Source organism: Agrobacterium sp. 22-3639C2 (assembly GCF_053522105.1).
On the sequence record NZ_JBNWDB010000007.1, the window covers coordinates 20,101 to 36,105 of the forward strand.

Sequence of the window (16,005 nt, forward strand, 5' to 3'; positions counted from 1 at the left end):
CTCATTGCCTTTCGGTAATTGTGTTTCGGGAAACGGCTGGGGCCGCCTCGTACCAATCCTTCGAGCGGTTCACGATCCAGACGACCGAGAGCATGACTGGAACCTCGATGAGGACACCGACGACGGTTGCCAGTGCTGCGCCTGATTGAAAACCGAACAGGCTAATAGCGGCCGCAACCGCGAGTTCGAAGAAATTGCTTGCACCGATCAGTGCCGACGGACCGGCAATGCAGTGCCGTTCGCCGCTCATCCGGTTCAGAAGATAGGCGAGCCCGGAGTTCAGATAGACCTGGATAAGGATGGGGATTGCAAGCAAGCCAATAACGGCCGGTTGGGCGATAATCTGCTCGCCCTGGAAGGCGAAGAGAAGAACCAGTGTTGCAAGCAGCGCTACCAGCGAAATCGGCTGCAGCCTTGCGAGAATGCGATCGAGCATCCGTGACGTTCCGTCCGCCATGAGCCGGTGCCGGATGAACTGCGCGAGGAAGACGGGCACGACGATATAGAGGGCAACGGAGAGGACGAGCGTGTCCCATGGAACGGTGATTGCGGACAGGCCAAGCAAAAGGCCGACAATGGGAGCAAAGGCGATGACCATGATCGCATCGTTGAGTGCGACCTGCGAGAGCGTGAACAGTGGTTCGCCGCGTGTCAGGTTAGACCACACAAAGACCATGGCAGTGCAGGGCGCTGCGGCAAGAATGATCAGTCCCGCAATATAGGAGTCGATCTGGTCAGCGGGAAGATAGGGGCGGAACAGCCAGCCGATGAAGAGCCAGCCCAGCAACGCCATCGAGAACGGCTTGACGGCCCAGTTGATGAACAGCGTGACGCCGATACCCCGCCAGTAGGTGCCGACCTGCGTGAGAGAGCGGAAATCGATCTTCAGCAGCATCGGAATGATCATCAGCCAGATCAGGATTGCGACAGGGATATTCACCTTGGCAATCTCGGCCGCGCCAATGAGCTGGAAGACGCCGGGCAGCAAATGGCCGAGGGCGACACCGACGATGATGCACAGAAACACCCAGACGGTTAGGTAACGTTCAAATGTGGACATCAGGCTGACTTTCCCCCGTGTGGAGTGCAGCAGGGCGTCAACTCGGCGATCAGCGGAGCGCAAAGCTCTGCCGATCCACCACAACAATCTTTCAGGAGAAACAGCGTCATGTCGCGAAGCTGTTCTATCTGCGCGCGATACATGATGATTCTGCTCTGGCGTTGCGATGATACGAGGCCCGCGCGTGACAGAACATTCAGATGCGCGGACATGGTGTTTTGCGGCACCACCAGCGCGCGCGCGATGTCACCCGCCGGCAAGCCTTCCGGTGCGTGCCGCACAAGCAGCCGAAAAGTTTCGAGACGGGTTGGCTGCGCAAGCGCTGCCAAAGCGAGAATAGCCTGTTCTTGTTCCATATATCTAGATTAATGGAAATATAGGCATAGTCAATGTGTTTTTGCGGGTTTTACCATACACGGCAAACTCCAGGGGATCATTTTACGAATATCGACAGAAACCCATTTCGGGCCGGTTTTTAGTGCGGGAAAATCGTCGGCCCAGTCGCTTCGGCGACTTGGTATTATTGCACACGCGAGTCCGCCTGCATGAGTGGGACGCCACCCATGCAGGCTTGCTTCAAGGCATTGCGGACGAAACCGGCAAGCGTTCTGTTCGGCTCACGCGCCCGAACGGTCTCTCTGTTCGCGCCATACGGCGAAAGCCTTCTGGTGTTCGTCCTTCGTGCAGGGATAAAGACCGATGATGGTTGCGCCGCCCTTCACCTGTTCGACCACGAAATCCTCGTAAGCGGTCATTTCCACCGCTTCTGTCGCGATTTCGTCGGCAATTCCGGCGGGGATGACGATGACGCAATCCGCATCGCCGACAATGATATCCCCGGGGAAAATCGGGGCATCGCCGCAGCCGATCGGGCCGTTAATTTCAATTGCTTCGTGTTTCGTGAGGTTTGTAGGGCTGGATGGTCGGGTGTGGTAGGCTGGAATATCCAGCTCCGCAATCGTCGCAGCATCGCGGAAACCGCCATCCGTAACGACGCCGGCAGCACCGCGCACCATCAGGCGGGTGATAAGAATATCACCAGCGGATGCGGCGCTCGGGTCTTTGCGGCTGTCCATGACCAGTACGTGGCCGGGCGGGCAGGTCTCAATGGCGACGCGCTGGGGATGTGCGGGGTTGCGGAATTCCACCAGCTGGTTGCGGTCTTCGCGGGCGGGCATGTAACGCAGCGTGAAAGCAGGCCCGACCATGTTCGCGCCCTTGTGGCCAAGCGGGTGGACGCCCTGAATGACCTGGTTGCGCAGGCCGCGCTTGTAGAGTGCGGTTGCGAGGGTGGCGACGGAAACCGTCATCAATTTTTCCCTGGTTTCTGTATTCATCTTATTCTCCTCGAATAGCGTGAGTGTCTGCACATCAGTTTTTGTGGATCGGTTCGTCTATGAAAACGCCGCCCTGGTATTTCGCGATTGCGGCATCCGGATCAGGGCGAGGGACATCCCGTTCGATATCGGCCCGGAAGCGTGCGGCATTATCCCGCCGCTGCCAGCCGAGAAAATCGACGTGGGAATTATCCCACCAGCTGTCGTCATTGGCAGAGACGCCCCAGATGACCGGGCAACCGAGTTTTGGCGCGTGAAATACGGCCTCTACCAGGGAGACCAGATCGTCATGGCTGAGCCAGGTGGATAACATGCGCCAGTTGGTGGGCTTCTCTTCGCAGGAGCCAATGCGGACGATGGCCGTTTCCTGTCCGAATTTGGAATGGTAGAGGCTCGCCATTGCCTCGCCGAAAATCTTCGAGACGCCGTAAAGGCCATCCGGCAAAAACGGCGTCTGCGGCGATAGCTGCTCACCCTGCGGATAATATCCGATGGTGTGGTTGCTGGAGGCAAACAGGATGCGTGGCATGCCAGCAAGCCTTGCTGCCTCGTAAAGATTATAGACGCCGCGCAGATTGGCGGCCTCGATGGGATCGTAAGCCTTTTCCACGGAGATGCCGCCGAGATGGACGATGCCGTCGCAATCCTTGACCAGCGCATGGACGGCGCCTCCGTCCTCCAGAGAGCAGCGGATGATCTCTTCATTCGCTGCCGCCGCACCCATATCAACCACATCCGAAAGGCGGATGATCTCCGCGAGATGGCCGAGCCTGCCGCGCAACATGCTGCCCAGCTTGCCGCCGGCGCCCGTAATCAGCAAACGTTTCATCATTTTGCGCGCTCCCGTCTCAGAATATGTCGGGTTCGCCAGCGGTGCGGCCGAAATCCGTCTGCAGGAAATCGAAATCGCATCCGGCATCCGCCTGGGTAACGTGTTTCGAGAAGATGTAGCCATAACCACGCTCGTAACGCGGCGGCGGCGCCTGCCACGCGGCCCGACGCTGGGCGATCTCCTCTTCGCTGACCAGCATGTCGAGACGGCGCTGGGGCAGATCGAGCCGCACGATATCGCCGGTCTTCAGCAGGGCAAGCGGACCGCCGACGAAGCTTTCCGGCGCGACATGAAGAACGCAGGCGCCATAGGAGGTGCCGGACATGCGGGCATCGGAAATGCGCACCATATCGCGGTGACCCTTCTTGATCAGCGCCTTGGGGATGGGCAACATGCCCCATTCGGGAAAGCCTGGGCCGCCAAGCGGGCCCGCATTACGCAGAACCAGAACGTGATCGGGCGTCACATCCAGATTTTCATCGTCGATCGCCGCCTTCATCTCAGGGTAGCTATCGAAGACCAGCGCCGGACCTTCATGGAAATGGAGTTTCGGATCGCAGGCGGCGGGCTTGATCACAGCACCATCCGGGCAGAGATTGCCGCGTAGAACGGCAAGCGATCCTTCAGCGTAAACAGGGTTATCCAGCGATCGGATGACGTCGTCATTATAGACCCGCGCGCCTTCGAGGTTTTCGCCCATGCTGCGGCCGGTAACGGTGAGCACGGAACAGTCCAGACGGCTTTCGATCTGCTTCATCAGGGCTCGCAGACCGCCCGCATAATAAAAATCCTCCATCAGGTAATCTTTGCCGGAGGGGCGGACATTGGCGATAAGCGGCGTCACGCGGCCGAGTTCGTCCAGCTCGTCCAGCGTCATCGGCACACCGGCGCGGCGCGCCATGGCAATCAGATGCACGACGGCATTGGTGGAACAACCGGTCGCCATGGCAACGATGGCCGCATTCCGAAACGCGGGCGCAGTAAGAATACGATCCGGGGTCAGCTCCTCGGCCACCATTTCCACAATGCGACGGCCACAGCCTGCCGACATGCGCTGGTGTTCGGCGTCCACCGCCGGGATGGAGGAAGCGCCGGGCAAAGTGAGACCGAGCGCATCGGTGATTGCCGTCATGGTCGATGCCGTACCCATGGTCATGCAGACGCCGGCTGAGCGGGCAATGCCGCCCTGCACGCCGCGCCATTCTTCATCGGTCACGTTACCGGCCCGGCGCTCGTCCCAGTATTTCCAGGCATCGGAGCCGGAGCCCAGCACCTTGCCGGCATAGTTGCCGCGCAGCATCGGCCCGGCCGGAAGATAGATCATCGGCACGCCGGCCGAGATCGCTCCCATGACGAGGCCGGGGGTGGTCTTGTCGCAACCACCCATCAGCACCACGCCATCCAGCGGATGCGAACGGATCATTTCCTCCGTCTCCATGGCGAGCATGTTGCGATAGAGCATGGAGGTCGGCTTGGTGAAACTCTCATCGACCGAAAGCGAGGGCATCTCGACCGGGAAGCCACCTGCCTGTAGAACGCCGCGCTTCACATCCTTCACACGTTCGGGAAAATGCGAGTGACAGGTATTCAGCTCCGACCAGGTGTTGAGAATGCCGATGACGGGCTTGCCGGCAAAATCCTCCTCCGAATAGCCAAGCTGCATCATGCGTGAGCGGTGGCCGAAACTGCGCAGATCGTCAGGCGCGAACCAGCGGGAGGAACGGAGTTTTTTGTCGGTCATGTCAAAGGTCCTGCTTTACGGGGCGTGGCGACGGAGGCTTAGTCCTGCTTCAGCGTCAGCCCGCTTTTCGTATCGAAGAGGTGGATATGTTGGAGGGGCGCCGACATGCGGATGACTTCGCCAGCCGATGTCGATGTCTGCCCCGCAAGATGCAGGGTGACGTGGCTGCCGTCACCGAGGTTGCCATAGAGATAGGATTCCCCGCCGAGCTGCTCTGCCGTTCGCACGGACATGGTCACCGCACCGTCCGGTGTGGGCTGCACATGGTTGGGGCGAATGCCGAGCGTGACCTTCTGGCCGGATGCGTAGGAAAAGCCGCTCTGCGGCAACGGGATCAATTCGCCGGTCGCGATTTTAAGGGACGGCTGACCTTCTGCTACTACTTCGCCGGCGAAGAAGTTCATCTTCGGCGAACCGATGAAGCCTGCTACGAAAAGGTTTGCGGGGCGATTATAAAGATCGAGGGGAACGCCGAACTGCTCGAGCTTTCCGGCGCGCAGCACGGCAATCTTGTCGGCCATCGTCATGGCCTCCACCTGATCGTGGGTCACATAGATCATGGTATTGCCAAGACGCCGATGCAGGCTGGAAATCTCGCCGCGCATATCCACGCGCAGTTCCGCATCGAGGTTCGACAGCGGCTCGTCAAACAGGAAAACCCGCGGTTCGCGCACGACAGCGCGACCGATCGCGACGCGCTGTCGCTGGCCGCCCGACAGATCCTTCGGCCGCCGCTCAAGCAGCTGGTCGATCTGCAGCATCTTGGACACCTGTGAGACCTTCTCGACGATGTCTTTTTTCGGCGTGCCGATATTTTCCAGGCCGAAGGACAGGTTTTCCCGAACCGTCATATGCGGGTAGAGCGCATAGGACTGGAACACCATGGCAAGCCCGCGATCGGCAGCCGGAACCGCGTTCACCACGTCGCCGCCGATGACGATATCGCCGCCGCTCAGCTCTTCAAGACCGGAGATCATGCGCAGCAGCGTCGATTTTCCGCAACCGGACGGGCCGACGAAAACACAGAACTCGCCGTGCTTGATATCGAGATCGATACCCTTGATGACGTCGAGGGCGCCATATGTTTTTTTGACCTGACGAAGCTCTATACTTGCCATTGTGTCATTCCCTCCCTTGAGGATCATTTTCCGCCGGTCGATGCGATGCCGGTGGCGATATATTTTTGCAGGAACATGAAGACCAGCGCGATTGGCGCCAATGTCAGCACCGTCATGGCCAGCAGATTGCTCCACTCTGTCGTCATTTCTCCCTGGAAGGAGTTGAGCGCCAGTTGCAGGGTGAAATTGTCGTTGCGCGTCAGCACGATAAGCGGCCACAGGAAGTCGTTCCAACGCCACATGATGGCGAGGATGGCCAGCACCGCGAGCGCCGGTGCAGACAGCGGCAGGATGATGCGCCAGTAGATTTTCCATTCGCTGGCCTTGTCCATGCGTGCCGCATCTAGGATTTCATCCGGGATGGTCAGCATGTATTGGCGCAGCAAAAATACCCCTGTCGGTGTGGCCGCTCCTGGAATGATCACACCCCACAGGCTGTTGATCATGCCGAGCTGGCTGGTGATGAGAAAAAGCGGAACGAGCACGACGGTCTGCGGGATCATCAACGTTCCGACGACGAGTGCCAGAACCACGCCTCTGCCCTTGAAGCTGTATTTCGACAGTGCAAAGGCCGCCATGGAGTTCACGATCAGCATGATGACGGTCGACGTCACGGTGATGAAGGTCGAGTTCCAGAAATAAAGCGGAAAGTTGAAGCGCTGGAAAAGCTCGGTGTAGTTCTCCGTCGCCAGTGCAACCTTCTCGGCCGGGCGCAGCTCGTTGAACGGCATCTTCATGACTTCGCCGGGCTTTGCCGGATCCACCACCTGGGCGACGAGCCCGACGCGCCTGATCATGCCGAGCTTGCGGCCTTCCTTGTCGACAAAGGCCGGCAAAGGTGCGGCCTGACCGTCAACGACCACGGTTTCCTGCGCATAGGGAAGCAGGCGCGGCGGAAAACGCTGGAGGTCGGCTTCCGTCTTGAAGGAGGAGAGAACGAGCCAGAGAACGGGTCCGAACATCATCAGAACGGCAACGCCGAGATAGGCGTAGGACAGCCAGTCGGTCCAGTGCAATTTGCCGTTTCTGCCGCGTGTGCGGGTTAGAAATGCGCCAATCCTAGCCATCGACTTTGCTCCTGTTGGCCCGGAATTGCAGGGCAGTCAGCACCACGAGAACCACAGCAAGCAGCAGCGAAGCCGCCGCGGCCAGTCCGAAGTTGCGGGGTGTTCCGGCAAAACCAGTCTGATAGATGAATTGAATGATGAAGGTCGTCGCCGAACCCGGCCCACCGCCGGTAAATGCGAAGACTTCATCGAAGGTCTGTACGCCCTTGATGAGGGACAATACGAGAACCACCAGCATGGTCGGGGCGAGAAGCGGCATTGTGATCCGGCGGAAAATCCGCCACGGGCTTGCCTTGTCCAGCTGTGCCGCCTCATAGACGTCACGCGGAATGGCCTGAAGGCCGGCAAGCAGGATGAGCGTGTAGAAGCCCATATGCGCCCAGACGGACAGGAATACCGACCATCCAAAGGCAAGGTTGGCCTCCAGCAGCCAGTCCACCGAACCGATACCGAGGGAATCGAGCGCAGCGTTCAGGACGCCGAAACGCTGCAATATCCACTTCCATATCAGCGCCACGACCACCGGTGAAAGCAGCACGGGAAAGAAGAAGACGGCGCGGAAGAAACCGCGTGCCCTGATGTCACGGTTGAGCACGACCGCCGTAATCAGCGAGAAGCCCACCATGAACCCGACCTGCAGCACCACGAAGAAAAGCGTGTTCCAGACGGAGCGCCAGAAAAGATCGCGCTGACAGGAATTGGGATCGAAATAGTTCTGGCACGAGAGAAGGGCCGAGAAGTTTTCGCCGCCCACGGAGGGGCGTTCCGACAGCAGGATATGCTCGCTGCCGGTCACTGAATAAGCCATGTTGAGAACGATCGGCAAAAACGCGAAGACCGCAAACAACAGGAGATTGGGTGTCAGAAACACCCATGCGATGCGCCGATGCCCGAGCATTTTCTGCAAGAGGGCGAAAGGCAGCTCTATGATGCCCATGACGGGCGCAAGAAGTCTGTACATTGATGGTCCTCCTTCGATCCGGCGCGGCGCGGCAAGGCCGCGCCGGAAGGCGATGGATCACTTCGCCTGTTTCAACGCTTCCTCAAGATCGGCCTTCGCACGTGTCATGGCGTCGTCAACCGAGCTTTCGCCAACAATCGCCTGCGTGACGCGCTGGACGGAAATGTTGAACATCGCGCGGTTGTTCTTGTAGCCCTGATAGGCGTAGGCGACGGGGCTGATACCGGGGACCTGATCCAGCCACGCGTTCATGGCCTTCTGGGTCGCCGGGGTTGCGCCGGTGTAGTCGATAGGCTTTGCGCCGACGGCCTTGTGAGCCGGGACGTTGCGGGTACGGACGGTGAAATCGAGGTAATTTTCGTCCTGCGCGAGGAAGTTCAGAATATCCGCGACGATCTTGGGGTTCTTGGTCTGCTTGAAGCCCACGATACCCGTTCCGCCTGGCATGCCGGTGCATGCGGCCGGTCCGCATGGCTGCGACACGACTTCCCAGTCGAAAGCATCGCCGACCTGACTGTCGAAGCGCGCTGTCTGCCAGCTGCCGGAATAATAATAGACGAGCTGACCGTTGATGAATTCCTGCGCCGCATCGCGGTAGGTGTTGCCACCCTGACCGGCCCAGACGTCACGCGCCATGGTGCCGTCCTTGTTCCACTCGACGAATTTCTTCACGAAAGTGGTGAAGCCCTCGTCGACCAGGATCGGCTTGCCGTCGGCGTCGAAAAGTTTCGCACCGTAGGAAATAGCCGGACCTGCGATACGGTGACCGGAGCGGTCGATCGCCATGGGGTATGGCGAGCCGGTGGCCTTGGCCACTTCATTTGCGGCCTTCGCCCAGTCGTCAAAAGTCGCATCCTTGCCGGGAACGGCGACTTTCGCCTGATCGAACAAGGTGCGGTTGATGAAGGCGCCGGTAATGGTAAGCTGCGTCTGCATACCATAGATGCCCTTGTCGTCCGGGCCGCTACGATACCATTTCAGCACATCGCCGAAATTATCCTGCCAGTACTTCGCATCCACATAGGGCGTCAGGTCGAGATAATAGCGATTGAGGCCGCCAAGATCGGTGACGGTTGCGAAATCCGGGCCGCTGCCGCCGGCGAGCTGCACCGGCAGGCCTTCGAGAAGCGCCTTGTAGGGCACGATATCCGTAACGATCTTGACGTCAGGATGCTGTTTTTCGTAACGCGACAGGATGTCCTTCAGGACTTCGCAGCCGTTGCCGTCATAGGCGCAGGTGAAGCGAACTTCCTGTGCCTCAGCGGCACCGGCAAAAGATGCCGTCCCGAGGGCCAAGGCAAACGCCAGGCTGTATTTTCTGCTCATCTGGTTTCCTCCCTTTAGATGATTATGCCGTGGCGGACGCGCGCGGAGCCCAACCCTTGAGCCGCTCATTGTCAGCGGTCAGCGGCAGGCGAACGGCCGTGCCTTCCTGTACCGATGTGTAGATTGCGGTTACGAGTTCGATGGACTGCAAGCCGTCCGTAATCGTCACTTCCTTGCCCGCGCGACCCTCCATCGCATTGGCAATCGCCTCGACAAAACCGGTAAAGCCGTTTTCGCCATCTTCCACCGTTGCGAGGACGGCGTCGATCTGGTTCTGCGTGGTCGGCGCCCGCGCCGTAAAGTGCCATTTATCTTCCGCCGGACGATAGGGCAGCGTTCCGCTTTCGGCCGTGAAGCCTTCGAAGCAGAACCGCAGACGGGACGTGTCGTCGGCTGCACCAAGCGTGACCGAGCTGGTGGCGAGCGCGCCGCTCTTCATGCGGAAGCTGATGGCGGCGCAGTCTTCCGTCTCGATCCTGTTCACCCGGGTGTCGGCCATGGCGAAGACCTGTTCCACCGGACCTAGGACATGGCACAGAAGGTCGTGGGCATGGATGGCGTGACCGAGGATCGCGCCGCCGCATTCACCCTTCCAGGTGCCGCGCCAGGGAATGTCGTAGTAGCTCGCGCCACGGTTCCAGTGAACTTCCGAGCTTGCCACATAGGCTTTGCCAGCAAGTCCGGCGTCGATGAGGGCGCGCAGCTGCCGTAGGGCGGGACCAAAACGATACTGGAAAACCGGAAAGACGCGCCGTCCGGTCTTCTTGACAGATTCCATCAGCGCATTTGCTTCCTCCAGCGAACGCACCAGCGGCTTTTCGCAGACCACGTCCTTGCCGGCCGCGTGGGCCTTCAGCATTACGGGGAAATGCAGATGCGGCGGCAGGCAGACGTCTATGAGCGAAATGCTTTCATCGGCGAGGACTTCTTCGAGATCCGCCGTGATGCGGATGGAAGAATTTTCGCCAGCCACCGCCCGTGCCCGCTCCACATCAAGATCGCAGATCGCCTTGACGGTGAAACGTTCCGGCAGCGCCAGATAACCGGTGAGATGCTGTGCGCCAATACCGGCGCCGATAATGGCGACGCCGATCATGCTGCGGTTCCTTCAGCCTTGGCCTGCGCCTGAAGCGAGAGGTCACAAACCTTGAAGACGTGTTCCTGCGTCATGGCAGTTTCCGTGCGGTTGCGGATATCGTCGCATACACGGGCGAAGTAGGGCAGGCCCGCACCGGATGCGTCGATATATTCGCAACGGTCGCCATTGACGAGGATCAGACGGTCTGTGCCCTCGGTGTTGCCGACATCGACGTATTTGCGCAGTTCGATGTAACCTTCGGTACCGAGGATCGTCAGGCGGCCATCACCCCATGTCGGCAGTGCATCGGGTGTGTACCAGTCGACGCGGATATACCCATGGCCCTTGTCGCCGCGCAGCACGACTTCGCCGAAATCCTGCAGGCCCGGATCGCCCGGGTTGGCGTAATTGGCAACGGTGGCAGATACGATCTCAACCTCGGTCGAGCCGGTAAAGAACATGAACTGGTCGATCTGGTGGCTGGCAATATCGGTGAGAATGCCGCCATAGGCCTCGCGTTCGAAGAACCATGTCGGGCGAATTTGTCGGTTCAGGCGGTGCGGACCAAGGCCAACCGTCTGGATGACGCGGCCGATGGCACCCTGTGCAACCAGCTCGGCGGCTTTCGTGACGCTCGGGACTTCGAAGCGCTCGGAAAAATCGACGGTCCAGATTCTTTTGGTCTTGGCAACGGTCTGGCGCAGGCGCTCAAGCTGGTCGAAGGTGGTGCAGCCCGGCTTGTCGGACATGACGTCCTTGCCTGCTTCCATGGCAGCGATGGCAAGATCGGCACGCTTGGACGGAATGTCGGCAATGATGACGAGATCGATGGTTTGGTCAGCCAGCAAATCCTCCTTGGAGGCAGCACGCGGCACGTCCGGGAAGCGCTTTACGAAACCTTCGACCACGTCCGGCTCGCCTTGCGTCCACCAGCCCGCAAATTGCGCACCGGCATCCAGCATGTTCTGCGCCATGCCGAAAATGTGCCTGTGCTCTATGCCGAGAGCCACGAACTTGATTGGTTTACTCATCCTGCAGTTCCACTTCCTTGCCGGTTTCGGCTGAGTTGATGATCGCGTCGATCAGTCTGTGAGACAAAAGAGCTGCTTCACCGGTGACGACCGGCGGGCGCCCTGAAGAAATGGCGTCGACGAAATCGTCGAAAACGCCCTGATGCCATTCATGCGTGAAAGCCATAGGATCGGCGCCGCCGCCGGTGCCGGAAGCGGCACCACCGAAGGTTTCCTGGCGGCCGTCGCGCCAGTCTACATGCAGCAGGCCGGATGCGAGCCGCAGGCTTGCCTTGTCGAAATGGAGAAGAATGGATTCAGGCGCACCGGGAAAGCTTGCGGTGCTCGCGACGAGCGAGCCGACGGCGCCGTTTTTGAAACGAAGGCCGGCCGATACGTAATCCTCGGTTTCCATCTTGTGAAAACGCGTCGTTGCCGCCATGGCCTGCACGCGGGCCACGGGGCCTGCAAGGCTCAGGGCCAGATCGATCGTGTGGATTGCCTGCGATATCAGAACGCCGCCGCCGTCACGCGCAAGCGTGCCGCGTCCCGGCTCATCATAATAGGCCTGGGTACGCCACCACGGCACCGAAATCTCGCAAAGGCCTAGTTCGCCGAGCGTGCCGGATGCGACCAGTTCGCGCGCCTTTTGCGATGCGGCGCGCATGCGGTGCTGGAAAATGATACCGAGCGTTACACCCGCATCGCGGCAGAGCGCTACCAGATCGGCCGCTTCCCGCGTGTTGCGGGCGACAGGCTTTTCGAGAAGAATGTGTTTGCCGGCTTTTGCAAGCGGACCGACGATATCGGCGCGGGCATTGGGCGGCGTTGCGATGATGGCGAAATCGACATCGCCGTCACGCGCGGCTTCCTCGATTGACGCGTATACGGCAACGTGGTGACCGGTGTGTTTTGCCGCTTCGGCAGCCAGCGCTTTCGCGCGGCCGGAGCCACCGTCAACAATCGCTTTCAGGCGGATTTTTTCAGGGCTTGCCGCACAGGCAAGCACATGCGTCTTCGCTACCATTCCGGCACCAACGATGACGCAGGTCTTGATATTTTGCATTCGGGAGCCTCCTTCCCATGGCCATTCAATTGCATACCGGTATGCCGGTTGTCAACACACCAGTGTTCCGGTATACCGGTTATAGAGAAAGACATTTGGAGAGCGTATGCCAAAGATCCCGATGACAGGCGGCACGGTGCCGATGATGGAACGACTGGATTTCAACCGTCCGGTTGTGGACCAGATCTATTCGGCGCTGAAATCTGCCATCCTTTCGAGGGAGCTGTTTCCGGGCCAGGCCGTGTCGGAAAACGAGATTGGCCAGTCCTTCAACTCCAGCCGCACCCCGGTGCGCGAGGCGTTGAGCCGGCTGCGAGATGACGGTTTGATCGTCACCCTGCCGAGCCGCGGGACCTATGTCTCCAGACTGTCGGACAAAAATATCCGCAGCGCGCAGTTCATTCGTGAGGCGCTGGAGGTTGCCGCTGCCCGCAGGCTCTGCCAGACCGGCATTCCGGCCGAAGCGGACCAGGAAATCCTGCATGCGCTGGAAGGCCAGCGTGTGGCGATGGAGCTTGGCGACAAAAAGGTCTTCCGTATCCATGACGACCAGTTCCACAGCGCCCTTGCCGCCGCAACCGGCCTCGAAAGGCTGGAGACCCTGTTGATCCGGGAAAAGGCTGGGCTAGACCGCCTGCGAGCGCTGGCGATTACCGACGAAGCACACATGGCCAGACTGCTGACGGAGCATGAGGCCGTATACAATGCAATCAAGGCGCGTGAGGAGGAGAGCGCGGTGGATTATCTGCGCCAGCATCTCCGCCGCGTCCTCGGCATTCTGTCGCAGATCTTCGAAGCACATCAGGAATATTTCGAATAACGCCACGCTGCGCAATTCAACGGTTCAGACAGAAAATGACAACAGCAAATTTCGACAACGCGCCTGCGGTCGATCAGGCAGGACTACTGTGCGACGAAATCAGCATTCTTGCGGAAAGCCCGGTGTGGGACGAAAGACGTCAGGTCCTGTTCTGGTGTGACATTCTTGGCAAGAAGCTACGTTCAGCTGGGCTGGGCGGCGTCCAGTATCGTGAATGGACGTTCCCGGAAACCGTCTCCAGTCTTGGGCTCTGTCAGAGCGGTGATCTGATTGCCGCTTGCGGGATGGATATACTCATCCTCAATCCGGAAAGCGGCGCGCGGCGCACCCTTCATTCCATTCCCGCACCTGAAGGCATCGCCTGCCGGCTGAATGACGGACGTGTCGGTCCGGATGGAGCTTTCTGGGTTGGTACCATGCACAATGTCCCGCTCTCGCAGATGCAGCCCCATGGAGAGCTCTGGCGTATTACGAATAACGGGGCCGAACGTATCCAGACCGGACTGACATGTCCCAACGGCCTCGCTTTTTCGCAGGACGGTTCCGTCATGTGGCAAAGCGATTCCGTGCAGAAATGGATACGCAGGCGGAATTTCGACAAAACCAACGGTGTATTTGATGAAGGTGTGCTCGTCGCACAAATGCAGGAAGAGACCGGAAGGCCCGATGGTGGATGTCTTGACATAAGCGGCCGATATTGGAGCGCGGGTGTCTCTGCCGGCGTTTTGAACATTTTCTCGGAAGACGGCAGTCAACAGATCGGGACGATAAGGATGCCTGTTCCGCATCCAACGATGCCCTGCTTTGGCGGGCCGGATTTCGGCTCGCTTTTCGTGACATCGCACCGCCATAACATGACGCAAGACAGGCTGAGCGAGGTACCTCTTTCCGGTGGCGTTTGGATCATTCCGTCCGACATCAAGGGCTTTCCCGCATTCCGTTTTGAGGATGGCAGGTGAAGCCGAAATCGTAAGTCTTTGAGCTTTGTCGCCCCTCCAACGCAAGTGATGGGTTTCGGCCAGACTACGGCAGGCAAATTCGTCCTGTTGATCCTGTAGTCTGGCCGTAATCAGCATCGCTTCCGCATTGGTAGATATTGCGGTCGAGATCAGCGTGTTCCGTGCTCTTCCTGCAAAAGCCGGATGGTGAGGTGCTGGAGCAGAACGATGGTCTTGGCGTCGCGAATATCGCCGCGGCCGATCATCTGCATAGCTTCTGGCAGAGCGATTTCCAGCACGTCTATGTCTTCTCCCTCGTCCGCGGAGCCGCCGCCTGTGCCCACTTTATGGTTCTCGGCATATTCGCCGTAGAAAAAGGCGAGGTATTCGGTGACCGATCCGGGACTCATATAGATATCGAACAGATGGGTGAGTTCGGAAACCTCATAACCGGTCTCCTCCATCAGTTCCGCACGCATGCGCGCTGCCGGTTCAGCGCCTTCAAGCAGCCCCGCCGGTGTCTCGATCAGCGACTCGAGGCCGCCGTTCAAGAGAACCGGCAAACGGAACTGGCGGGTGAGCAAAACATGGTCGTTTGCGGGGTTGTACAACAGGCATGTCGCTCCGTTGCCGCGATCATACGCCTCCCGGGTCTGCCGTTGCCAGCTTCCGTCCCTTAGCTGAAGTTCATACTCATATTTGGTCAGCCGTCCCCAATCATCCGCCAATACGCGTTGCGAAATCGGGCGGTAAACACTGCTATTCATCAAGTCACCTCGTCATTATCTGTCTTTTCAAAGGCCGTGCAGCCGGCCTTCGACTTGCGTGCGTGTCTCGCCGCCGACCCATATCTGGCCGGTATCATCGCGGGTCAGGTAAATGCGGCCTTGACGGCCAAGACGTGTGCCCTGGGCGGCGACATAGTCTTCCGCGACCACGCCTGTCGCAAACAGCCATTGCGCCAGCGAGGCGTTGAGGCTTCCGGTGACAGGATCCTCGGCGATGGCGCCCAGATGATCGCTGAAGAAGGCGCGAACCTCGAAGGCGGCTTCGCCGCCATTTGCGTGCGGACCAACGACGCCAACGTCAATGCGGCCGGGCCAGCTGCGGACCGGCTCAAGGGCAAGCACCTTCTCAGCCGATGCCAGCCTGATCCCCAACCAGCCGGGGCCATTGTCGATCCATGCGGCATCAACGATGTCGCGTGTCTCTATTCCCAGCAGCTGCCGGGCCTCTTCCAGCCCTGCGGGTGTCGGCGCGCCTGAACGGATAAGGGGCGGTGCGGCAAAGGAAAGTCGACCATGCGCGTGCCGGATCGTGACCAGACCGGCACCGCACTCCTGAACGATGCCCGTTTCGCTTTTGGGCAGGCCGTTTTCGGAAAGCCAGGCATGGCAAGTGCCGAGCGTAGGGTGTCCGGCAAAAGGCATCTCCCGGTCCAGTGAGAATATCCGGACACGGTAATCAGCCTGGGGGTGGGTGGGCGGCAGCAGAAACGTGGTTTCGGACAGATTGAACCACCGCGTCAATCGCTGCATGTCATCCGTGGTCAAGGTGTCTGCACCCGTGACGACCGCCAGCGGATTGCCAGAAAGCGGGCCGGAGCCGAATACATCGATCATATGGATAGTAAAGGTCATGGCATCGTTCT

The 16,005-nt window shown here is 59.4% G+C and carries 16 protein-coding genes; 2 read left to right on the forward strand and 14 right to left on the reverse strand.

Annotation, left to right across the window (positions count from 1 at the left end; translation table 11 throughout):
- Position 1: 1 nt before the first annotated feature.
- The 12 genes from arsB to ACQZ6D_RS25195 form a co-directional block, all read right to left on the reverse strand.
- Positions 2-1,060 (reverse strand): ACR3 family arsenite efflux transporter, encoded by a 1,059-nt coding sequence (gene arsB, locus ACQZ6D_RS25140; protein WP_013761984.1) that lies wholly within the window; start codon positions 1,058-1,060, stop codon positions 2-4.
- On the reverse strand, positions 1,060-1,416 hold the full coding sequence (locus ACQZ6D_RS25145) for an ArsR/SmtB family transcription factor (protein WP_115062504.1): 357 nt from the start codon (positions 1,414-1,416) through the stop codon (positions 1,060-1,062). The genes arsB and ACQZ6D_RS25145 overlap by 1 nt, the downstream gene beginning before the upstream one ends.
- 261 nt (positions 1,417-1,677) lie before the next feature.
- Entirely contained in the window at positions 1,678-2,397 is a 720-nt protein-coding gene (locus ACQZ6D_RS25150) for a ribonuclease activity regulator RraA (protein ID WP_003518042.1), read from the reverse strand.
- 34 nt (positions 2,398-2,431) lie between these two features.
- Positions 2,432-3,229, reverse strand: a complete 798-nt coding sequence (locus ACQZ6D_RS25155) for an NAD-dependent epimerase/dehydratase family protein (RefSeq protein WP_003518043.1) — start codon at positions 3,227-3,229, stop codon at positions 2,432-2,434.
- A 16-nt stretch (positions 3,230-3,245) separates the two neighbouring features.
- A complete protein-coding gene (araD, locus tag ACQZ6D_RS25160; RefSeq protein WP_003518044.1) occupies positions 3,246-4,970 on the reverse strand; it encodes an L-arabinonate dehydratase in 1,725 nt (574 codons plus the stop codon).
- Between the two features lie 38 nt (positions 4,971-5,008).
- Positions 5,009-6,088: an ABC transporter ATP-binding protein gene (locus tag ACQZ6D_RS25165; RefSeq protein ID WP_113048407.1), complete on the reverse strand. Its 1,080-nt coding sequence runs from the start codon at positions 6,086-6,088 to the stop codon at positions 5,009-5,011.
- Between the two features lie 23 nt (positions 6,089-6,111).
- A complete protein-coding gene (locus ACQZ6D_RS25170) occupies positions 6,112-7,155 on the reverse strand; it encodes a carbohydrate ABC transporter permease (protein ID WP_145166846.1) in 1,044 nt (347 codons plus the stop codon).
- Entirely contained in the window at positions 7,148-8,116 is a 969-nt protein-coding gene (locus ACQZ6D_RS25175) for a carbohydrate ABC transporter permease (RefSeq protein WP_174012177.1), read from the reverse strand. Before ACQZ6D_RS25175 ends, ACQZ6D_RS25170 begins: the two co-directional genes overlap by 8 nt.
- A gap of 57 nt (positions 8,117-8,173) precedes the next feature.
- On the reverse strand, positions 8,174-9,442 hold the full coding sequence (locus ACQZ6D_RS25180) for an ABC transporter substrate-binding protein (RefSeq protein ID WP_065663186.1): 1,269 nt from the start codon (positions 9,440-9,442) through the stop codon (positions 8,174-8,176).
- Between the two features lie 22 nt (positions 9,443-9,464).
- Entirely contained in the window at positions 9,465-10,538 is a 1,074-nt protein-coding gene (locus ACQZ6D_RS25185) for a Gfo/Idh/MocA family protein (protein ID WP_174012178.1), read from the reverse strand.
- Positions 10,535-11,551, reverse strand: a complete 1,017-nt coding sequence (locus ACQZ6D_RS25190; RefSeq protein ID WP_019566602.1) for a Gfo/Idh/MocA family protein — start codon at positions 11,549-11,551, stop codon at positions 10,535-10,537. The genes ACQZ6D_RS25185 and ACQZ6D_RS25190 overlap by 4 nt, the downstream gene beginning before the upstream one ends.
- Entirely contained in the window at positions 11,544-12,596 is a 1,053-nt protein-coding gene (locus ACQZ6D_RS25195) for a Gfo/Idh/MocA family protein (protein ID WP_013761993.1), read from the reverse strand. Before ACQZ6D_RS25195 ends, ACQZ6D_RS25190 begins: the two co-directional genes overlap by 8 nt.
- A 106-nt stretch (positions 12,597-12,702) precedes the next feature.
- On the opposite strand from ACQZ6D_RS25195, the gene ACQZ6D_RS25200 reads away from it, so the two are divergent.
- Positions 12,703-13,416, forward strand: coding sequence for a GntR family transcriptional regulator (locus ACQZ6D_RS25200; RefSeq protein ID WP_162633778.1), 714 nt, complete (start codon positions 12,703-12,705; stop codon positions 13,414-13,416).
- A gap of 35 nt (positions 13,417-13,451) precedes the next feature.
- Positions 13,452-14,375 (forward strand): SMP-30/gluconolactonase/LRE family protein, encoded by a 924-nt coding sequence (locus ACQZ6D_RS25205; protein WP_162705652.1) that lies wholly within the window; start codon positions 13,452-13,454, stop codon positions 14,373-14,375.
- A gap of 149 nt (positions 14,376-14,524) precedes the next feature.
- On the opposite strand, the gene ACQZ6D_RS25210 is transcribed toward ACQZ6D_RS25205, so the two are convergent.
- Both ACQZ6D_RS25210 and ACQZ6D_RS25215 read right to left on the reverse strand, forming a co-directional pair.
- The gene (locus ACQZ6D_RS25210) at positions 14,525-15,121 is read right to left on the reverse strand and encodes an NUDIX domain-containing protein (RefSeq protein WP_112153194.1); all 597 of its coding nucleotides are present in this window, start codon (positions 15,119-15,121) and stop codon (positions 14,525-14,527) included.
- A 27-nt stretch (positions 15,122-15,148) separates the two neighbouring features.
- A complete protein-coding gene (locus tag ACQZ6D_RS25215; RefSeq protein ID WP_448730431.1) occupies positions 15,149-15,994 on the reverse strand; it encodes a PhzF family phenazine biosynthesis protein in 846 nt (281 codons plus the stop codon).
- Positions 15,995-16,005 lie beyond the last annotated feature (11 nt).

Bases quoted from the DNA above. Each gene is read 5' to 3' on its own strand.
- arsB (WP_013761984.1), bottom strand. From the start codon at position 1,060: ATGTCCACATTTGAACGTTACCTAACCGTCTGGGTGTTTCTGTGCATC.
- ACQZ6D_RS25145 (WP_115062504.1), bottom strand. From the start codon at position 1,416: ATGGAACAAGAACAGGCTATTCTCGCTTTGGCAGCGCTTGCGCAGCCA.
- ACQZ6D_RS25150 (WP_003518042.1), bottom strand. From the start codon at position 2,397: ATGAATACAGAAACCAGGGAAAAATTGATGACGGTTTCCGTCGCCACC.
- ACQZ6D_RS25155 (WP_003518043.1), bottom strand. From the start codon at position 3,229: ATGATGAAACGTTTGCTGATTACGGGCGCCGGCGGCAAGCTGGGCAGC.
- araD (WP_003518044.1), bottom strand. From the start codon at position 4,970: ATGACCGACAAAAAACTCCGTTCCTCCCGCTGGTTCGCGCCTGACGAT.
- ACQZ6D_RS25165 (WP_113048407.1), bottom strand. From the start codon at position 6,088: ATGGCAAGTATAGAGCTTCGTCAGGTCAAAAAAACATATGGCGCCCTC.
- ACQZ6D_RS25170 (WP_145166846.1), bottom strand. From the start codon at position 7,155: ATGGCTAGGATTGGCGCATTTCTAACCCGCACACGCGGCAGAAACGGC.
- ACQZ6D_RS25175 (WP_174012177.1), bottom strand. From the start codon at position 8,116: ATGTACAGACTTCTTGCGCCCGTCATGGGCATCATAGAGCTGCCTTTC.
- ACQZ6D_RS25180 (WP_065663186.1), bottom strand. From the start codon at position 9,442: ATGAGCAGAAAATACAGCCTGGCGTTTGCCTTGGCCCTCGGGACGGCA.
- ACQZ6D_RS25185 (WP_174012178.1), bottom strand. From the start codon at position 10,538: ATGATCGGCGTCGCCATTATCGGCGCCGGTATTGGCGCACAGCATCTC.
- ACQZ6D_RS25190 (WP_019566602.1), bottom strand. From the start codon at position 11,551: ATGAGTAAACCAATCAAGTTCGTGGCTCTCGGCATAGAGCACAGGCAC.
- ACQZ6D_RS25195 (WP_013761993.1), bottom strand. From the start codon at position 12,596: ATGCAAAATATCAAGACCTGCGTCATCGTTGGTGCCGGAATGGTAGCG.
- ACQZ6D_RS25200 (WP_162633778.1), top strand. From the start codon at position 12,703: ATGCCAAAGATCCCGATGACAGGCGGCACGGTGCCGATGATGGAACGA.
- ACQZ6D_RS25205 (WP_162705652.1), top strand. From the start codon at position 13,452: ATGACAACAGCAAATTTCGACAACGCGCCTGCGGTCGATCAGGCAGGA.
- ACQZ6D_RS25210 (WP_112153194.1), bottom strand. From the start codon at position 15,121: ATGAATAGCAGTGTTTACCGCCCGATTTCGCAACGCGTATTGGCGGAT.
- ACQZ6D_RS25215 (WP_448730431.1), bottom strand. From the start codon at position 15,994: ATGACCTTTACTATCCATATGATCGATGTATTCGGCTCCGGCCCGCTT.